Source organism: Pseudomonas sp. JAI120 (genome assembly GCF_014207255.1).
Classification (GTDB): Bacteria; Pseudomonadota; Gammaproteobacteria; order Pseudomonadales; family Pseudomonadaceae; genus Aquipseudomonas.
The window spans coordinates 61614-76118 of record NZ_JACHCZ010000011.1; the positions used below are offsets into that span (position 1 = coordinate 61614).

Sequence of the window (14505 nt, forward strand, 5' to 3'; positions counted from 1 at the left end):
GCCTACTCGCCGCGATAGATGCAGCCACTGGTGCAGGTCTCGTGGATGCGGATCGCACTGAGTTCCGGCAACAGCGGTTTGAGTTCAGTCCAGATCCACTTGGCCAGCACTTCGCTGGTGGGGTTTTCCAGGCCTGGGATGTCATTGAGGTAGTTGTGGTCGAGGCGTTCGTAGAGCGGCTTGAAAATCGCCTTGATCTCCGAGAAGTCGCGAATCCAGCCGGTATGGGGATCCAGGTCGCCGCTCAGGTGGATCGCCACCTTGAACGAATGCCCATGCAGGCGCCCGCACTTGTGGCCTTCCGGTACGTGGGGCAGGCGGTGGGCGGACTCGAAGGTAAACTCTTTGAAGATTTCCACAGTATTTTTCAGCTCGGTCAGGTATCTGGCAGGCGGCGAGTTTAACAGCTTGATCCCATGCCGCGCATACCGCTGGGTCAAAGCGCCTGCAAGCGCTCGCCCAGGCCACCGTTATCGGCCAGTTGCAGAAACTCATCCCCCAGCCGCCGGCTCTCGCTCATCGCGGTTTGCCAGTACTTGTTGCGAATCGGGTCGTCGCCCATGAAGCGCTTGAAGTCGCTGCGGTCTGGCAGTTTGCCGTGGGGCAGGCGGGCCAGGTAGTCCTTGGACGGCGCCAGCAGCAACACATCCTGCAAGCCTTGCTGGTTGCTGCGCCGCCATGGCAGGCCCTTGTCGAACCAGCCGGGGATGACTCGGTCGGTGAAGTGCGGGTACAGCACGATGTCATCGCCGTGGTAGGGCAGGTCGAGGTGGTAGTCCAGCAGGCCGCCGTCGCGGTAGGTGCCGGTGCCTGCCCCAGGCAGGTCGCGCACGCCTTGCATCACCATGGGGATCGAGCCGGATGCCAGCAGCGCCTGGCGCAGGTTGCCCATGTCCAATTCAAGGAAGCGTGAGGGGAAATCCTTCAGCGGGTGCACCGGCGGTGCCTGGCGCGGGTCGTGGATGATCAGCCGCTCGAAATGCCGCGCCAGCCGCGCTCGGCCGCGCAGGTTGTCGGCAATCACCGATGACAGGCCCAACCCCAGGCGCCCGCGGTGGTCATCGGCGAGCAGGCCGTGGCTCTTGACCACCATGATGTTCAGTCGGTAGTCGGGGTTGTCCAGCACCCGTGCGTCGCGGCCGGCCAGCAGGTCGTCGAGCATGCGCTGGCAGCTGCGGCTGACTTCGGCCATGGTCACGCCTTTGGCAAAGCGTTGTTCGTTGTACAGGCGGCCGAGGTCCAGCAGGCCTTGCACCGGGTTGGGCAGGCAGGCGCTGGCAAACCGCCAGGAACCGATCGATGCACCGATCAGCGCACGCTCCCTTGGCGCACGCGGCAGCCAGTCGCCGAACAGCGCCAGGTCCAGGCCCTGGATCCCCAGCGCCTTGGGGCCGCCGGCCGCTCCGGGGAGTATGCCGACATCCGCAGGCTTGAGGCCCTGTTCGCGAATGCGCGCAAAGGCGCGTTTGCCGGCCTTGAGGGTCAGGGCGGGGAACTTGATGTGGATGGCTGTCATACCGGTCTCTGTTGAAGCGGGGTGTAGGAGCAGGCGTGCTCGCGAAAACGTTAACGATACCGCGTGAATCCTGAATAAACATCGTAGCCCGTCGCGCCTGCTGGAAATTGCCATGGTGGCAATTCAGTTTCAGTTAAGTTGCAGCAGCTACCGTGGTCGGTGTAGGAAAAACATCGTGTAACGGAGACTCATCATGAAACGCCTCACTGCTCTGGTCGCCGCCGCTATCATCGCCTCCACGGCGACTCAGGCCGGAGCCGTGTACCCCGACAAACCACTGACCGTGCCTGCCACTGTTACAATTGTCGCGTTCGACCAGCTCGAAGCCACAGCCCAGGCCTTGCATCCCGGCTCAACGCTGCTGGACACCGACCTGGACGAGGCTTACGGCAAGTATGTCTATGAAGTCGAACTGCAAGATGCCGACGGCATTGAATGGGAGGTCGAATTGGACGCGCTCACCGGGCAGGTTCTCAAGAATCATCAGGATACGTAATGAAGGTAAATTTACGCGCTGGCAGTCGAATGGCGTTGGTGCTGGTGGTGTTCTGCTCAGGCTTGCAGGCCCGCGACCTCAACCAGGATGAAGCCTTGGCGCTGCGCCAGCAGGGGGTGATCCTGCCCCTGGAGCAGTTGTTGCAGCAGGCCATGGCGCGGTATCCCGGCTCGCGCTTGCTGGAAGCCGAGCTTGAGAAGAAGCACGGCCAATATGCCTACGAAGTGGAACTGGTGACCACCGACGGCGTGGTTCGAGAGATCAAACTCGACGCCACCAACGGTGTACTGATCAAAGACGAGGAAGACTGATGCGCCTGCTCCTGGTGGAAGACAACGTACCCCTGGCCGATGAACTGCTGGCCGGCCTGCAGCGCCAGGGTTATGCCGTCGACTGGCTGGCCGACGGCCGCGACGCCGCGTACCAGGGCCGCAGCGAACCCTACGACCTGATCATCCTCGACCTCGGCCTGCCCGGTTTGCCCGGCCTTGAGGTGTTGGCGCAATGGCGCGCCGCCGCGCTGGCCACCCCGGTGCTGATCCTCACCGCCCGCGATTCCTGGGCCGAGCGCATCGAAGGGCTCAAGGCCGGTGCCGACGATTACCTGAGCAAACCTTTTCACCCCGAAGAGCTGCACCTGCGCATCCAGGCGCTGTTGCGCCGCTCCCACGGGCAGGCCAACCAACCCACCTTGCAAGCTGCTGGCCTGCACCTGGACGAAGGGCGCCAATGCGTACTGCGCGACGGCGACGAGATCCAATTGACCGCCGCCGAATTCCGCCTGTTGCGCTACTTCATGTTGCACCCTGAACAAATTCTCTCGAAAAGTCATTTGGCCGAGCACCTGTACGACGGCGAGACCGAGCGCGACTCCAACGTGCTGGAAGTGCACGTCAACCACCTGCGTCGCAAGCTCGGCCGCAGCGTGATCGAAACCCGGCGCGGCCAGGGCTACCGGTTTGGCGCCAGCCCTGCATGAAGTCGATTCAGCGCCGCCTGAGCCTGGGCCTGATCAGCGTGATGGTGATCGTCGGCGTGGTGTTGGCGCAAACCAGCCTGTGGTTGTTCGAGGCCGGTTTGCAACGCTACCTGGAAGCCGGGCTGCGCAACGATGCCGAGAACCTGCTGGTCGCCCTGGTACGCGGGCCCAACGGTGTACAGCTGGATGAACAGCGCCTGTCGCCGGCCTACCAGCGGCCGTTTTCCGGGCATTATTTCCGTATCGATTTTGCCGACACTCACTGGCGTTCCCGTTCGCTGTGGGACCAGGAATTACCCCGACTGCCGGAGGCCGGGCTCAAGGGCAACCTGCAACTGGGGCCGGAAGGCCAGCAATTGCTGGTGCTGCGTTCGGACTACAAGCGCTTTGGCCAATCGATTTCCATCAGCGTGGCGCAGGACTACACCCCTGTGCGGGAAAGCTTTCGCCTGATGCGTCGGATTGGCCTGGTGCTGGGGCTGGCGGCACTGCTGCTGGTGTTGTTTTTGCAGCGAGTCACCGTACGTCGCGCCTTGCGCCCGCTGGAAACCGCGCGCAATCAGATCGCCCAGTTGCAACAGGGCCAGCGCTCGCAACTCGACACCCAGGTGCCGCTGGAACTGGAACCACTGGTCGCCCAGATCAACCACCTGCTGGCCCACACCGAAGACAGCCTCAAGCGCTCGCGCAACGCCCTCGGCAACCTTGGGCATGCGCTGAAAACCCCGCTGGCGGTGCTGTTGAGCGCTGCGTCGAGCGAGGCGCTCAAGGATCACCCCGAACTGAGCAAACTGTTGCGCGAGCAATTGGAGCAGGTGCAACAGCGCCTCAACCGTGAACTCAATCGCGCACGGCTGGCCGGCGAAACCCTGCCGGGTGCCTTGTTCGACTGTGAAAAAGAACTGCCCGGCCTGCTCGCCACCTTGAACATGATCCATGGCGAACACCTGGACCTCAGCTACCACGTCGCGTCGGGCCTGCAATTACCCTGGGACCGCGAGGATTTGCTGGAGCTGCTCGGCAACCTGTTGGACAACGCCTGCAAATGGGCGGATGCCGAGGTGCGCTTAAGCATCAGCGAGACGCCGCACAGTTATCTGCTGGCGGTGGAAGATGACGGCCCCGGCATTCCCGAGGCCCAACGGGACCAGGTCTTCAGTCGGGGCGCACGCCTGGACGAACAGATCGACGGCCATGGCCTGGGGCTGGGGATCGTGCGGGACATTGCCGAGGTGTGGGGCGGGGTGTTGCAGTTGCAGGAGAGCGAGCTGGGCGGTTTGAAGGCATTGATCGAATTACCCAAACGCCATGGCTGACACACCGTAGATCAAAATGTGGGAGGGGGTTCGCCACAGAGGTAGTGGGCCCCCCCACATTGGACTGCCTTCGACCCTCAGACGCGGAACTGGTCCATTAACCCCTGCTGCTGATTCGCCAGGCTGTTCAACGCCTGGCTCACCCGCGCCGACTCATTGGCCTGTTCCGACAGCGATTCGGTCACATCGCGAATGGTCGCCACATTGTGGTTGATCTCTTCGGCCACCGCGCTTTGCTCTTCGGCGGCGCTGGCGATTTGCAGGTTCATGTCGCTGATCACCGTGACCGCATCGCCGATCTGGCGCAGGGCGGTGACGGCCTCGCCGACCTGTTCGACACTGCCCTGGGCCTGGCGGTAGCTGTTGCCCATGGAACCCACGACCTTTTCGGTGCCACTCTGCAATTGCTCGATCACCAGGCGGGTTTCCTCCACCGACTCCTGAGTACGCCGTGCCAGGTTGCGTACCTCGTCGGCGACCACGGCAAACCCACGGCCGGCCTCACCGGCGCGGGCGGCTTCGATCGCCGCGTTGAGCGCCAGCAGGTTGGTTTGCTCGGCGATGCCGCGAATCACTTCCAGCACTGAACCGATCTTCTCGCTGTTGGCGGCCAGGCCTTCGACCTGGGCCATGGCGGTGCTCATGTCCGCCGCCAACTCGCCGATGTTGCTGGTGGTGCGGTCGATCACCGTCAGGCCGTCGCGGGTGGCCTGGTCGGCATCACGCGCGGCCTGGGCTGCCTGGGCGGCGCTGCGGGCCACGTCCTGGGCGGTGGCGCTCATTTCGTGGGAGGCGGTGGCCACCTGGTCGACCTGGCGGTACTGCTGCTCCATGCCGGCGCTGGTTTGCGTGGCAATCGCGGCGGACTGGTCGGCGGTGCCCCGGGCGTCCTGTACTGAGCGTTTTACTTCGGCAATGATCGGTTGCAGCTTGTCGAGGAAACGGTTGAACCAGCCTGCGAGTTGGCCCAGTTCGTCCTGTTTGTCGTAGGCCAGGCGGCGGGTCAGGTCGCCTTCGCCGCTGGCGATGTCTTCAAGCATATGGGCCACGCCGAGGATCGGTCGGGTCACGCTGCGGGCCATCAGCCATACCAGGATCAGGCCGATCACTGCGGCCAGCAGGCCCAAACTCAACTCCAGCAGGGTGCCGCGCGTATTATCGGCGTCCATCTGGGTCTTGAGTGCTTCAGCCGGCCCGACCAGGACTTTTTCCGGCACATCCAGCAACACGCCCCATGGCTTGCCGTCTGGAATCGGCGCGAACGGCGCCAGCACCTTGAGCTGATGGTCGGTGCGCAGGCTGCGGATTTGTGTCCCGCTGGCCAATGCGCTGATCAATTGCGCGCCGCTTTGCGTATCGACCTGGTCCAGGCGTTTGCTCAACTGGCTGGCGTCCGCGCTATAGCCGGCGAGCAAACCGGTTGGGCTGAGGATGCTGACCTGGGTCTGGCCGTCATACAGCTTGTGGCTGGCCTGCTGGCTCACGGCCTGCAGGCTGTTGAGGTTGATGTCCACCGACAGCGAGGCGATCACCTTGCCATTGACCGTCAACGGAAACACGATGCTGGTCATCAGCACGTTTTGCCCGTCGATCACATAAAAGTACGGCTCGATCACGCACGGTTTGAGCGTGCTGCGCGGGCAGGTGAACCAGGCGTTGGCCGGTTCACCGCTGGGGCCGATGCTGGTGTCGGACATGTCGCTTTCCGGCAGTGCCATCGAGGTCAACTTGCCTGGTGTCGGCTGCGACCAGTACAGGGCGAAGCGGCCCTTGTCATTACTGCCCAGCTCCGCCTGGCCAGCGAACAACTCATCCTTGCCATCCAGCGCATTGGCTTCGAAGACCAGGGACAGGCCCAGCAGTTCCGGGTTGGCCTGCAGCGCGGCCTTGACCTGGCGGGTCAGGTCTTCGCGGGTGTCGAAGGCGTCGAGGAAGCGTTTTTCCGCTTGCTCGCGCAGGAACAGGACCTGGCGGGAAAACCCATGCCCGTATTGATAGGCGTCCATGAACTGCCGGCGGATGCCCAGTGCCTGCACCTCACCTTGGGCCTCGATGCGTGCCTGGGCCGCTTCATTGAGCATCTGCATGCTGGAGGCTTTGACCTGCTCGGAACTCTGCGCCATGCGGTACAACGACAAACCCACCAGCAGGGTCACGATCCCCAGCAGGCACAGGCCGGCGAGCAGGGTGATTTTCCATTGAATGGAGAGCTGTCTGAGGGACATCGGTACATCCTTACCTGAAAAACACATAGAGCACGGTTATCGGCCGATCTGGAATTTTCTTTATTCAAACGATCAATTTAAACCTCAAGACGGCGCCGTTTTTTGACATGGCGCCCCGCCTGCTGCAAAGTGCGCGCCCTCTAATAAGACCTCCTTCAAGCCTGCACGCTGGCTGCCACCCGATGGTCGCCTGGGCGTGGGCATGCCTGTTTTTTATGTTTCTGCTTGAGGTAACCATGATTAACGCAGTCATCGCCGCGGTCGGCACCATGCTGGTGCTCAGCCTGTCCCGCGTGCATGTGGTCATCGCCATTATCGTCGGCGCCCTGGTGGGCGGCCTGACCGGTGGCCTGGGTATCGAGGCCACGCTTAAGGCCTTCAATGGTGGCTTGGGGGGTGGTGCGACTGTGGCCTTGTCCTACGCTTTGCTTGGCGCTTTCGCCGTGGCGATTGCCAAGTCCGGCCTGGCCCACGCCCTGGCGGACAAGGCCTTGCTGCTGGTCGACCGTCAGGAGGCCACGGGCGGCAACCACGTCAAATGGCTGCTGATCGGCTTGTTGTGGGTGGTCGCGATCGCGTCGCAGAACATCCTGCCGATCCATATCGCGTTTATCCCGTTGCTGGTGCCGCCCCTGCTGTATGTGCTGACCAAGTTGCAGTTGGACCGGCGCTTGATCGCCTGCGTGATGACCTTTGGCTTGATCACGCCGTACATGTTCCTGCCGGTGGGCTTCGGCAATATCTTCCTCAACCAGATTCTGCTGGCCAACGTGGCCAAGAGCGGCGTGGACATCAGCCAGGTCAACGTCACGCACGCCATGGGCCTACCGGCGCTGGGCATGGTGGTCGGGCTGCTGGTGGCGGTGTTTATCAGCTACCGCAAGAAGCGTGTGTATGACCTGGAGAACATCGAGCGGGTCGAGCAAGTGGCGGTGCAGTACAACCCGCTGACCCTGCTGGTGGCCGGCCTGGCGATTGCCTCGGCGTTCATCATCCAGTTGTGGCTGGACTCGATGATCATCGGTGCCCTGGCCGGGTTCCTGATTTTCTCGGTCTCGGGCATCGTGCGCTGGCGCGACACCGACGACCTGTTTACCGAAGGCATGAAGATGATGGCGATGATCGGCTTCATCATGATCGCCTCGTCAGGCTTTGCCGAAGTGCTCAAGGCTACCGGCGACGTGCGCTCGCTGGTGGAGGCCTCGGCGGCGTTCATCGGCCATAGCCGTGGTGTGGGGGCGTTGTTGATGTTGCTGGTGGGGCTGCTGGTGACCATGGGCATCGGCTCGTCGTTTTCCACGGTGCCGATCCTGGCGGCGATTTTCGTGCCGTTGTGTGTGCAACTGGGCTTCAGCCCGCTGGCCATCGTGTGCATCGTCGGCACCGCCGGGGCGCTGGGTGATGCCGGCTCGCCCGCCTCGGACTCCACCCTCGGCCCGACCTCCGGCCTGAATATCGACGGCCAGCATCACCATATCTGGGACACCGTGGTGCCAACATTCCTGCACTACAACCTCCCATTGCTGGCGTTTGGCTGGTTGGCGGCGATGACACTCTGATCTACAGATTCACCGGCGCTGGCCGATAACCTCTCAAGTCGCTTAATAAGAGAGAAAAGCCATGCGTCTGAGTCTGAAGGCCAAAGTCCTGTCCCTCGCCGTTGTACCGGTGTTGCTGTTCGCCGTGGTCATCAGCCTGACCACCGTGTGGATCCTCCAGGGGCAAGCGCGCAACGAGGTGGATGAAACCCGCCAGCGCCTGCTCAACAACGCCAAGACCACCCTGCAAAGTTATGTGGAAGTGGCCATGACCACCATCAAGCCGCTCTACGACGCGGCCGCGCCCGGGGATACGGCGGCGCGGGCGGAGGTGGTCAAGCTGCTGTCCAACACCAGCTACGGCAAGGACGGTTACTTCTTCGGCTACGACTCCGAGACCATCCGTCTGTTCAAGGGCAACAGCCCCGACGGCGTGGGCAAGAGCTTCAAGGACAACCGTGACCCCAACGGTGTCTACGTCAACCGGGACTTGGTCAAGGTCGGCAAGGACGGTAGCCACTACCTGCAATACAGTTCGACCCAGCCCGGCCAGACCGAGTTGGTGCCCAAGATGGGCTACACCGAATACCTGCCCAAGTGGGACATGGTTATCGGTACATCGGTGAACCTGGATGGCATCGAGGCCCAGGTAGCGGTGGTCGAGGCCAAGGTGGAAAAACGCATGGAAGGCGTGCTGCTGAGCATCCTCGGCGTGGCCGTGGTGGTGTTGCTGGTGATCGCCGCTGCCGGCATGCTGCTGGCCAACACCATTTTGCGCCCGCTGCATCTGATGAAAGCCAACCTCGACGACATCGCTGCCGGCGAAGGCGATTTGACTCGCCGCCTGGCCATCACCAGCCAGGATGAACTGGGCGACCTGGCCGGCGCGTTCAACCGCTTTGTCGACAAGATCCACGGCCTGGTGCGCCAGATCACCGAAATGACCACCCAACTCACCGGCCTGGTGAGCCAGGTGTCCGACCAGGCCCAGCGCTCGGAGCAGGCCATGGAACGCCAGCGTCACGAGACCGACCAAGTGGCCACCGCCATCAACCAGATGTCCTCCGCAGCGCAAGAAGTGGCGCGCAGTGCCCAAGGCGCCTCGGTGGCCGCGCAACAGACCGACGCAGAAGGCCAGGCTGCCAAGCGCGTGGTGGACGGCAGCATTGCGCAGATCCATGCGCTGGTGAATGACATCCGCAGCAGCGGTGTCTCCCTCGACAGCCTGAAGCAGGACGTGTCGTCGATTGTCAGCGTGCTCGGCGTGATCCGCTCGATTGCCGAACAAACCAACCTGCTGGCGCTCAACGCGGCGATCGAAGCCGCGCGGGCAGGGGAGGCCGGGCGTGGTTTTGCCGTGGTCGCCGACGAGGTGCGCGCCCTGGCCAGCCGCACGCAAACCAGCACCCAGGAAATCCAGGGCATGATCGACCGCCTGCAAAAAGGCACCGAAGCGGCCATGGATGCCATGCGCCGCTCCAGCGATGCCGGCGATGGCACCTCGGCCAAGGCCAACGAAGCCGGGGCGTCCCTGGACACCATGGCCCAGTTGATCGGCACCATCAACTCGATGAACGCGCAGATTGCCAGCGCCGCCGAAGAACAGACTGCCGTGGCCGAAGAGATCAACCGCAGCGTGCATCAGATTGCCGTGGCGGTGGACAGCGTGGCCGATGAAACCCAGTTGGGCGCCCAGACCTCGCGCAGTTTGGCGGACCTGGGCCAACGGTTGGGGCAATTGGTCGGTCAGTTCAGGATCTGAACCGCTACACGATGTCGCGCATCAACAGGCCAAAGCGCAGGTCCATCTCGGCCGGCAGGGGCACATACACCGTGTGCCCATCTCCCGGCGCCACGTCGATGGCTTCGCCCTTGGTGTTGTGCAGGCTGGGCAGGTCAAAGTGAAAGTTGCCGGCGGGGGTCATCAGTTCCAGGTGATTACCCACCGCAAAGCGGTTCTTCACCTTGACCTCGGCCAGCTCGCCGCGGCGCTCGCCGGTCAACTCGCCGACAAACTGCTGGCGCTCGGACACTGAGCTGCCGTTCTGGTAGTTCTGGTATTCGTCGTGCACATGGCGGCGCAGGAAACCTTCGGTGTAGCCGCGCTGGGCCAAGGATTCCAGGTTGGTCATCAAGTTGCGGTCAAACGCACGGCCGGCCACGGCATCATCGATTGCCTGGCGATACACCTGGGTCGTGCGCGCGCAGTAGAAATGCGATTTGGTGCGGCCTTCGATCTTCAGCGAATGCACGCCCATGTGGGTCAGGCGCTCCACATGCTGCACGGCACGCAGGTCCTTGGCATTCATGATGTAGGTGCCGTGCTCGTCCTCGAAGGCAGGCATGTGCTCATCGGGGCGATTGGCTTCCTGTAGCAGGAACACCTGGTCGGTGGGCGCGCCGATCCCCAGTGTGGGTTCCGATTGATACACCTGGACTATATCGCCCGTGGCGTTTTCCACCGCCGGGGTGGCCTGGTATTTCCAGCGACAGGCATTGGTACAGGTGCCCTGGTTGGCGTCACGCTTGTTCATGTAGCCCGAGAGCAGGCAGCGCCCGGAATAGGCCATGCACAAGGCACCGTGCACAAACACTTCCAGCTCCATGGCCGGCACCTGCTGGCGAATCTCGCCGATTTCTGCCAGGGACAGTTCCCGCGACAGGATCACCCGGCAAATCCCTTGCTGCTGCCAGAACTCCACGCTGGCCCAGTTCACCGTATTGGCCTGCACTGAGAGATGAATCGGCATCATCGGGAAGTGCCGGCGCACCAGCATGATCAGCCCCGGGTCGGACATGATCAGCGCATCCGGGCCCATGGCGATCACCGGGGCGAGGTCCTTGAGGAACGTCTTGAGCTTGGCATTGTGTGGCGCGATGTTCACCACCACGTAGAACCGCTTGCCCAACGCGTGGGCTTCCTGGATGCCGAGCGCCAGGTTGGCGTGGTCGAACTCGTTGTTGCGCACCCGCAGGCTGTAGCGCGGCTGGCCGGCGTAGACCGCGTCGGCGCCGTAGGCGAAGGCGTAGCGCATGTTTTTCAAGGTGCCGGCGGGGGCGAGCAGTTCGGGGGCAAGGACGAGAGGCATGGGGATCGGGTCGCAAAAGGCCGCGAGCGTAGCCCAACGTGTGCCGGGCTTTATTGATCTGGGTCTACGCTTACCGCAACAAAGATGGCACTCCCGGGATTTGTGGTGGACTAAGCAGCTGGACGCAAACGCGCGGCCTGCTTTTTTGACATGGATCGGACATGAATCAAACCAACCTGCAATTCAAGACCCTGCTGTTACTGCTGGCCCTGGTGACCGTCGCCTTTATCTGGATATTGCTGCCGTTCTACGGTGCGGTGTTCTGGGCGGTGATCCTCGGCATCATCTTTGCGCCGATGCAGCGCCGCCTGCAGCAGCGCTTCGGCTGGAACCGCAACCTGACGTCCCTGACCACCTTGATGGTGTGCCTGGTGATCGCGATTCTGCCGGTGATCATTACCAGCGCGTTGCTGGTGCAAGAGGGCGCCACGCTCTACAAAAACGTCGAGAGCGGCAAGCTGGATGTGGCCGGCTATATCGAGCAGTTCAAGAACTTCCTGCCGCCCTATTTCCAGCACCTGCTGGACCGTTTCGGCATGGGCAACCTGGAAGGGCTGCGCGAGAAGATCGTCAAGAGCGCGATGCAGGGCAGTCAGTTCTTTGCGACCCAGGCGTTCAGCTTCGGCCAGGGTACGTTTGATTTCCTGGTGAGTTTTTTCATCATGTTGTACCTGCTGTTTTTCCTGCTGCGCGACGGCCCGGAACTGGTGCGCAAGGTACGCACGGCGGTGCCGTTGGCCGAACCGCAGAAGCGCCGGTTGCAGCTCAAGTTCAATCGGGTAGTACGCGCGACGGTCAAGGGCAACGTGCTGGTGGCCGTGACCCAGGGGGCGTTGGGTGGTTTGATTTTCTGGTTCCTGGACATTCCCAGCGCGTTGCTCTGGGCGGTGTTGATGGCGTTTCTGTCACTGCTGCCGGCCGTGGGAGCGGGCATTGTGTGGGGGCCGGTGGCCGCCTACTTCCTGTTGAGCGGTTCGATCTGGCAGGGCGTGGTGTTGGCCCTGTTCGGCGTGTTTGTGATCGGCCTGGTGGACAACGTGCTGCGCCCGATCCTGGTGGGCAAGGACACCAAGATGCCCGACTACCTGATCCTGATCTCGACCCTGGGCGGCCTGTCGGTATTCGGCCTCAACGGGTTTGTGATCGGGCCGCTGGTGGCGGCGTTGTTCATGTCCAGTTGGGCGTTGTTTGTCGAAAGCAAGCCGCGGGTCAAGCTGCCGTTGCCTTGAGTCTCAGGCGTGCAGCCTGAAATTCGAGGCCTTTTGCAGTTGTTTTTCGGCGGCGGACAACGACGTGAGCGGGCCGCTGATGGCTTCGCCGTCGCGTACCAGGTACCAGCAGGCGAGCAGGCCCAGCTCCCGAAGCGGGGCGGGGACGGCGCTGCCAATGACGGACATGATTTGAACAGTGGGCATAAGAACCTCCAATCGCTATGGAGGTCACCTTACGGGGCGCTGGCGTTCAGGAAAAATCATCTGGCTCGATAGTCGACATTAACAAAAGGCGTCAGTCGACCACTTGATCGAGCATGCTCACCACTTCCTGCTCATTAAGCAGGCCTTTGCGCACCAGGTTTTCCGCCAGCAGCGCGAGGAACTTGGCGCTGCGGTGGCCTTCCAGGTGCTTGAGCTCCGTGAGGGCGCTGTAGACCTTGCTGGACGTACAGAGGCCGGCGGTGCGATGCGGGTTTTGTGTGGGCATGGTCAGTCGTCCTTGTTGTTATTGAGTGGACAGGATTGATAGTGGGAGTGTGTCGTGACACAAACATGACAGCGTGAGCCTGTTTCGGGCAAGTAGACTTTCGACCTTAATAGTGTGGGATTGCAGCCTGGTCATTGTCCTCAGAGCGACCTTGGCAGGATAAATCCGGACGTTACCCACAAAAAAAGGCCTCGCGAGTGGGCGAGGCCTGTTTCATGTGTGACGGTTGAGACTTACCAGCCGCGGCGGTAGTAACCGTGGGGAGGGCCATAGTAGCCGCGCGGTGGACCGTAATAGACCGGCGCCGGGCGGTAATAAACCTCCTGTTGCACGTACACCGGTGGCGGTGGTGCGTAGTAGACCGGCGGCGGCGCGGCATACACCGGCTGCGGTTGCACGTAGACCGGCTGCTGCACATAGACCTCACGGGGTTGGCTGGCAACCACGGAGCCCACTACGGCGGCGCCGACCAGGGCACCCAAGACGGCTGGGCCACCCCATCCACCACCATGGGCGGAGGCTTGGCCTGCCATAGCGAGTGCACCTACCAGCAAGGCGATCTTGGGGATTGTACGAATCATGGTCATTCCTCGGTTAGCCCCTGCGCTTGTGGTCTGCAATCAATAGACTCAAGTAATGTCGCGGGGATACTTTTAAGACAACGTATTTCTGAAAAACAGCACGGCCGCAAGGTAAAGGTTGTGTAAGGTCTGTACCGATTTGCTTACTCAAAGGAGTTATCCATGCAGATGCACCCCAACAAGGACACCCAGTTGTGCATGTCACTGTCGGCGCGTCCCGGGAATTTTGGCCTGCGTTTTCATAACCACCTGTACGAACAGCTGGGTCTGAACTTCTACTATAAAGCCTTCAGCAGCCAGGATTTACCCGGCGCGATAGGTGGTATCCGCGCATTGGGCGTGCGTGGTTGCGGGGTGTCCATGCCCTTCAAGGAGGCTGCCATTGCCTTAGTGGACGAACTCGACGATTCGGTTCAAGCCATCGACTCCCTGAACACCATCGTGAACACTGACGGGCACCTCAAGGCTTATAACACCGACTACATCGCCGTCGAACAATTGCTCAAGAAACACGTCGTGCCGAAGGATTCGACCTTCGTCCTGCGTGGCAGCGGCGGCATGGCCAAGGCCGTGGCCAGCGCCTTGCGCGACGGTGGTTATGGAAATGGCGTGATCGTGGCGCGCAACGAACTGGCCGGCCGGGCATTGGCGCAGAATCTTGGGTACGCATGGCAGGCGGGACTGGGCGATTTGCGCCCGCAGATGCTGATCAACGTGACGCCCATCGGCATGACCGGCGGGGCCGAGGCGGATGCCCTGGCATTTGAGGGGGATGCCGTGGATGCAGCGGACACTGTCTTCGATGTGGTAGCGATCCCCGCCGAAACGCCATTGATCGTGCGCGGTCGGGCCAAAGGTAAGCGGGTGATCACCGGGCTGGAGGTGATTGCGATCCAGGCGTTGGAGCAATTTGTGCTTTATACCGGTGTGCGGCCTACGGATGAACAGTTCCAGAAGGCAGTAGCCTTCGCCCGCAACTGAAGGCCACTGCAGCTCTAAATGTGGGAGGGGGCTTGCTCCCGATAGCGGTGTATCAGGCAATGAAAGTGTTGACTGGCCCAGCG

Annotated in this window: 15 protein-coding genes and 2 pseudogenes; 9 read left to right on the forward strand and 8 right to left on the reverse strand. The window is 62.1% G+C overall.

Features of this window, described 5'->3' with window-relative positions:
* Positions 1–2: 2 nt before the first annotated feature.
* Together queD and HDC32_RS31625 are read right to left on the reverse strand one after the other, a co-directional pair.
* Positions 3–359 (reverse strand): 6-carboxytetrahydropterin synthase QueD, encoded by a 357-nt coding sequence (gene queD, locus HDC32_RS31620; RefSeq protein WP_003237990.1) that lies wholly within the window; start codon positions 357–359, stop codon positions 3–5.
* A gap of 77 nt (positions 360–436) precedes the next feature.
* Complete coding sequence (locus HDC32_RS31625; protein WP_184746705.1) at positions 437–1516, reverse strand: patatin-like phospholipase family protein; 1080 nt, start codon at positions 1514–1516, stop codon at positions 437–439.
* A 193-nt stretch (positions 1517–1709) separates the two neighbouring features.
* Between HDC32_RS31625 and HDC32_RS31630 the strand changes: the two genes are divergently transcribed.
* Genes HDC32_RS31630 through HDC32_RS31645 form a run of 4 tightly spaced genes read left to right on the forward strand, consistent with a single transcriptional unit; the run spans position 1710 to position 4307 of the window.
* Positions 1710–2012 (forward strand): PepSY domain-containing protein, encoded by a 303-nt coding sequence (locus HDC32_RS31630; protein ID WP_131700018.1) that lies wholly within the window; start codon positions 1710–1712, stop codon positions 2010–2012.
* Entirely contained in the window at positions 2012–2323 is a 312-nt protein-coding gene (locus tag HDC32_RS31635) for a PepSY domain-containing protein (RefSeq protein ID WP_131700017.1), read from the forward strand. The genes HDC32_RS31630 and HDC32_RS31635 overlap by 1 nt, the downstream gene beginning before the upstream one ends.
* On the forward strand, positions 2323–2991 hold the full coding sequence (locus HDC32_RS31640) for a response regulator transcription factor (RefSeq protein WP_027603141.1): 669 nt from the start codon (positions 2323–2325) through the stop codon (positions 2989–2991). The genes HDC32_RS31635 and HDC32_RS31640 overlap by 1 nt, the downstream gene beginning before the upstream one ends.
* A complete protein-coding gene (locus HDC32_RS31645) occupies positions 2988–4307 on the forward strand; it encodes a sensor histidine kinase (RefSeq protein WP_131700016.1) in 1320 nt (439 codons plus the stop codon). The genes HDC32_RS31640 and HDC32_RS31645 overlap by 4 nt, the downstream gene beginning before the upstream one ends.
* Before the next feature lie 77 nt (positions 4308–4384).
* On the opposite strand, the gene HDC32_RS32645 is transcribed toward HDC32_RS31645, so the two are convergent.
* Positions 4385–5140 carry a methyl-accepting chemotaxis protein gene (locus HDC32_RS32645; protein WP_409438500.1) on the reverse strand — a complete coding sequence of 252 codons (756 nt, stop codon included), beginning with the start codon at positions 5138–5140 and terminating at the stop codon, positions 4385–4387.
* A gap of 102 nt (positions 5141–5242) precedes the next feature.
* A pseudogene (locus tag HDC32_RS32650) lies at positions 5243–6559 on the reverse strand (HAMP domain-containing protein); the annotation flags it as partial.
* A 212-nt stretch (positions 6560–6771) separates the two neighbouring features.
* Here HDC32_RS32650 and HDC32_RS31655 point away from each other — a divergent pair.
* The 3 genes and pseudogenes from HDC32_RS31655 (at position 6772) to HDC32_RS32660 (ending at position 9832) form a co-directional block, all read left to right on the forward strand.
* A complete protein-coding gene (locus HDC32_RS31655) occupies positions 6772–8091 on the forward strand; it encodes a Na+/H+ antiporter family protein (protein WP_167656660.1) in 1320 nt (439 codons plus the stop codon).
* Positions 8092–8152: 61 nt separating this feature from the next.
* A pseudogene (locus HDC32_RS32655) lies at positions 8153–8974 on the forward strand (cache domain-containing protein); the annotation flags it as partial.
* Between the two features lie 102 nt (positions 8975–9076).
* Complete coding sequence (locus HDC32_RS32660; RefSeq protein ID WP_371920979.1) at positions 9077–9832, forward strand: methyl-accepting chemotaxis protein; 756 nt, start codon at positions 9077–9079, stop codon at positions 9830–9832.
* A gap of 4 nt (positions 9833–9836) precedes the next feature.
* On the opposite strand, the gene yegQ is transcribed toward HDC32_RS32660, so the two are convergent.
* Positions 9837–11159, reverse strand: a complete 1323-nt coding sequence (yegQ, locus tag HDC32_RS31665; protein ID WP_184746709.1) for a tRNA 5-hydroxyuridine modification protein YegQ — start codon at positions 11157–11159, stop codon at positions 9837–9839.
* 161 nt (positions 11160–11320) lie between these two features.
* Here yegQ and HDC32_RS31670 point away from each other — a divergent pair, with 161 nt between their 5' ends.
* Entirely contained in the window at positions 11321–12388 is a 1068-nt protein-coding gene (locus HDC32_RS31670; RefSeq protein WP_131700011.1) for an AI-2E family transporter, read from the forward strand.
* Between the two features lie 3 nt (positions 12389–12391).
* Here HDC32_RS31670 and HDC32_RS31675 read toward each other — a convergent pair whose 3' ends face one another.
* The 3 genes from HDC32_RS31675 to HDC32_RS31685 form a co-directional block, all read right to left on the reverse strand.
* Positions 12392–12574, reverse strand: coding sequence for a hypothetical protein (locus tag HDC32_RS31675; protein ID WP_145337083.1), 183 nt, complete (start codon positions 12572–12574; stop codon positions 12392–12394).
* 91 nt (positions 12575–12665) lie between these two features.
* A complete protein-coding gene (locus HDC32_RS31680; protein WP_003173044.1) occupies positions 12666–12860 on the reverse strand; it encodes a hypothetical protein in 195 nt (64 codons plus the stop codon).
* Between the two features lie 233 nt (positions 12861–13093).
* Entirely contained in the window at positions 13094–13447 is a 354-nt protein-coding gene (locus HDC32_RS31685; RefSeq protein WP_027603153.1) for a hypothetical protein, read from the reverse strand.
* Between the two features lie 156 nt (positions 13448–13603).
* Here HDC32_RS31685 and HDC32_RS31690 point away from each other — a divergent pair, with 156 nt between their 5' ends.
* Positions 13604–14422, forward strand: coding sequence for a shikimate 5-dehydrogenase (locus HDC32_RS31690; protein WP_184746712.1), 819 nt, complete (start codon positions 13604–13606; stop codon positions 14420–14422).
* Positions 14423–14505 lie beyond the last annotated feature (83 nt).

What these genes read in the sequence shown, in the direction of transcription:
- HDC32_RS31690 (WP_184746712.1), top strand. Translation starts at nt 13,604, where the DNA reads ATGCAGATGCACCCCAACAAGGACACCCAGTTGTGCATGTCACTGTCG.
- HDC32_RS31640 (WP_027603141.1), top strand. Translation starts at nt 2,323, where the DNA reads ATGCGCCTGCTCCTGGTGGAAGACAACGTACCCCTGGCCGATGAACTG.
- yegQ (WP_184746709.1), bottom strand. Translation starts at nt 11,159, where the DNA reads ATGCCTCTCGTCCTTGCCCCCGAACTGCTCGCCCCCGCCGGCACCTTG.
- HDC32_RS31685 (WP_027603153.1), bottom strand. Translation starts at nt 13,447, where the DNA reads ATGACCATGATTCGTACAATCCCCAAGATCGCCTTGCTGGTAGGTGCA.
- HDC32_RS31625 (WP_184746705.1), bottom strand. Translation starts at nt 1,516, where the DNA reads ATGACAGCCATCCACATCAAGTTCCCCGCCCTGACCCTCAAGGCCGGC.
- HDC32_RS31630 (WP_131700018.1), top strand. Translation starts at nt 1,710, where the DNA reads ATGAAACGCCTCACTGCTCTGGTCGCCGCCGCTATCATCGCCTCCACG.
- HDC32_RS31645 (WP_131700016.1), top strand. Translation starts at nt 2,988, where the DNA reads ATGAAGTCGATTCAGCGCCGCCTGAGCCTGGGCCTGATCAGCGTGATG.
- HDC32_RS31670 (WP_131700011.1), top strand. Translation starts at nt 11,321, where the DNA reads ATGAATCAAACCAACCTGCAATTCAAGACCCTGCTGTTACTGCTGGCC.
- HDC32_RS31635 (WP_131700017.1), top strand. Translation starts at nt 2,012, where the DNA reads ATGAAGGTAAATTTACGCGCTGGCAGTCGAATGGCGTTGGTGCTGGTG.
- HDC32_RS31680 (WP_003173044.1), bottom strand. Translation starts at nt 12,860, where the DNA reads ATGCCCACACAAAACCCGCATCGCACCGCCGGCCTCTGTACGTCCAGC.
- HDC32_RS31675 (WP_145337083.1), bottom strand. Translation starts at nt 12,574, where the DNA reads ATGCCCACTGTTCAAATCATGTCCGTCATTGGCAGCGCCGTCCCCGCC.
- HDC32_RS32645 (WP_409438500.1), bottom strand. Translation starts at nt 5,140, where the DNA reads ATGGAGCAGCAGTACCGCCAGGTCGACCAGGTGGCCACCGCCTCCCAC.
- HDC32_RS32660 (WP_371920979.1), top strand. Translation starts at nt 9,077, where the DNA reads ATGGAACGCCAGCGTCACGAGACCGACCAAGTGGCCACCGCCATCAAC.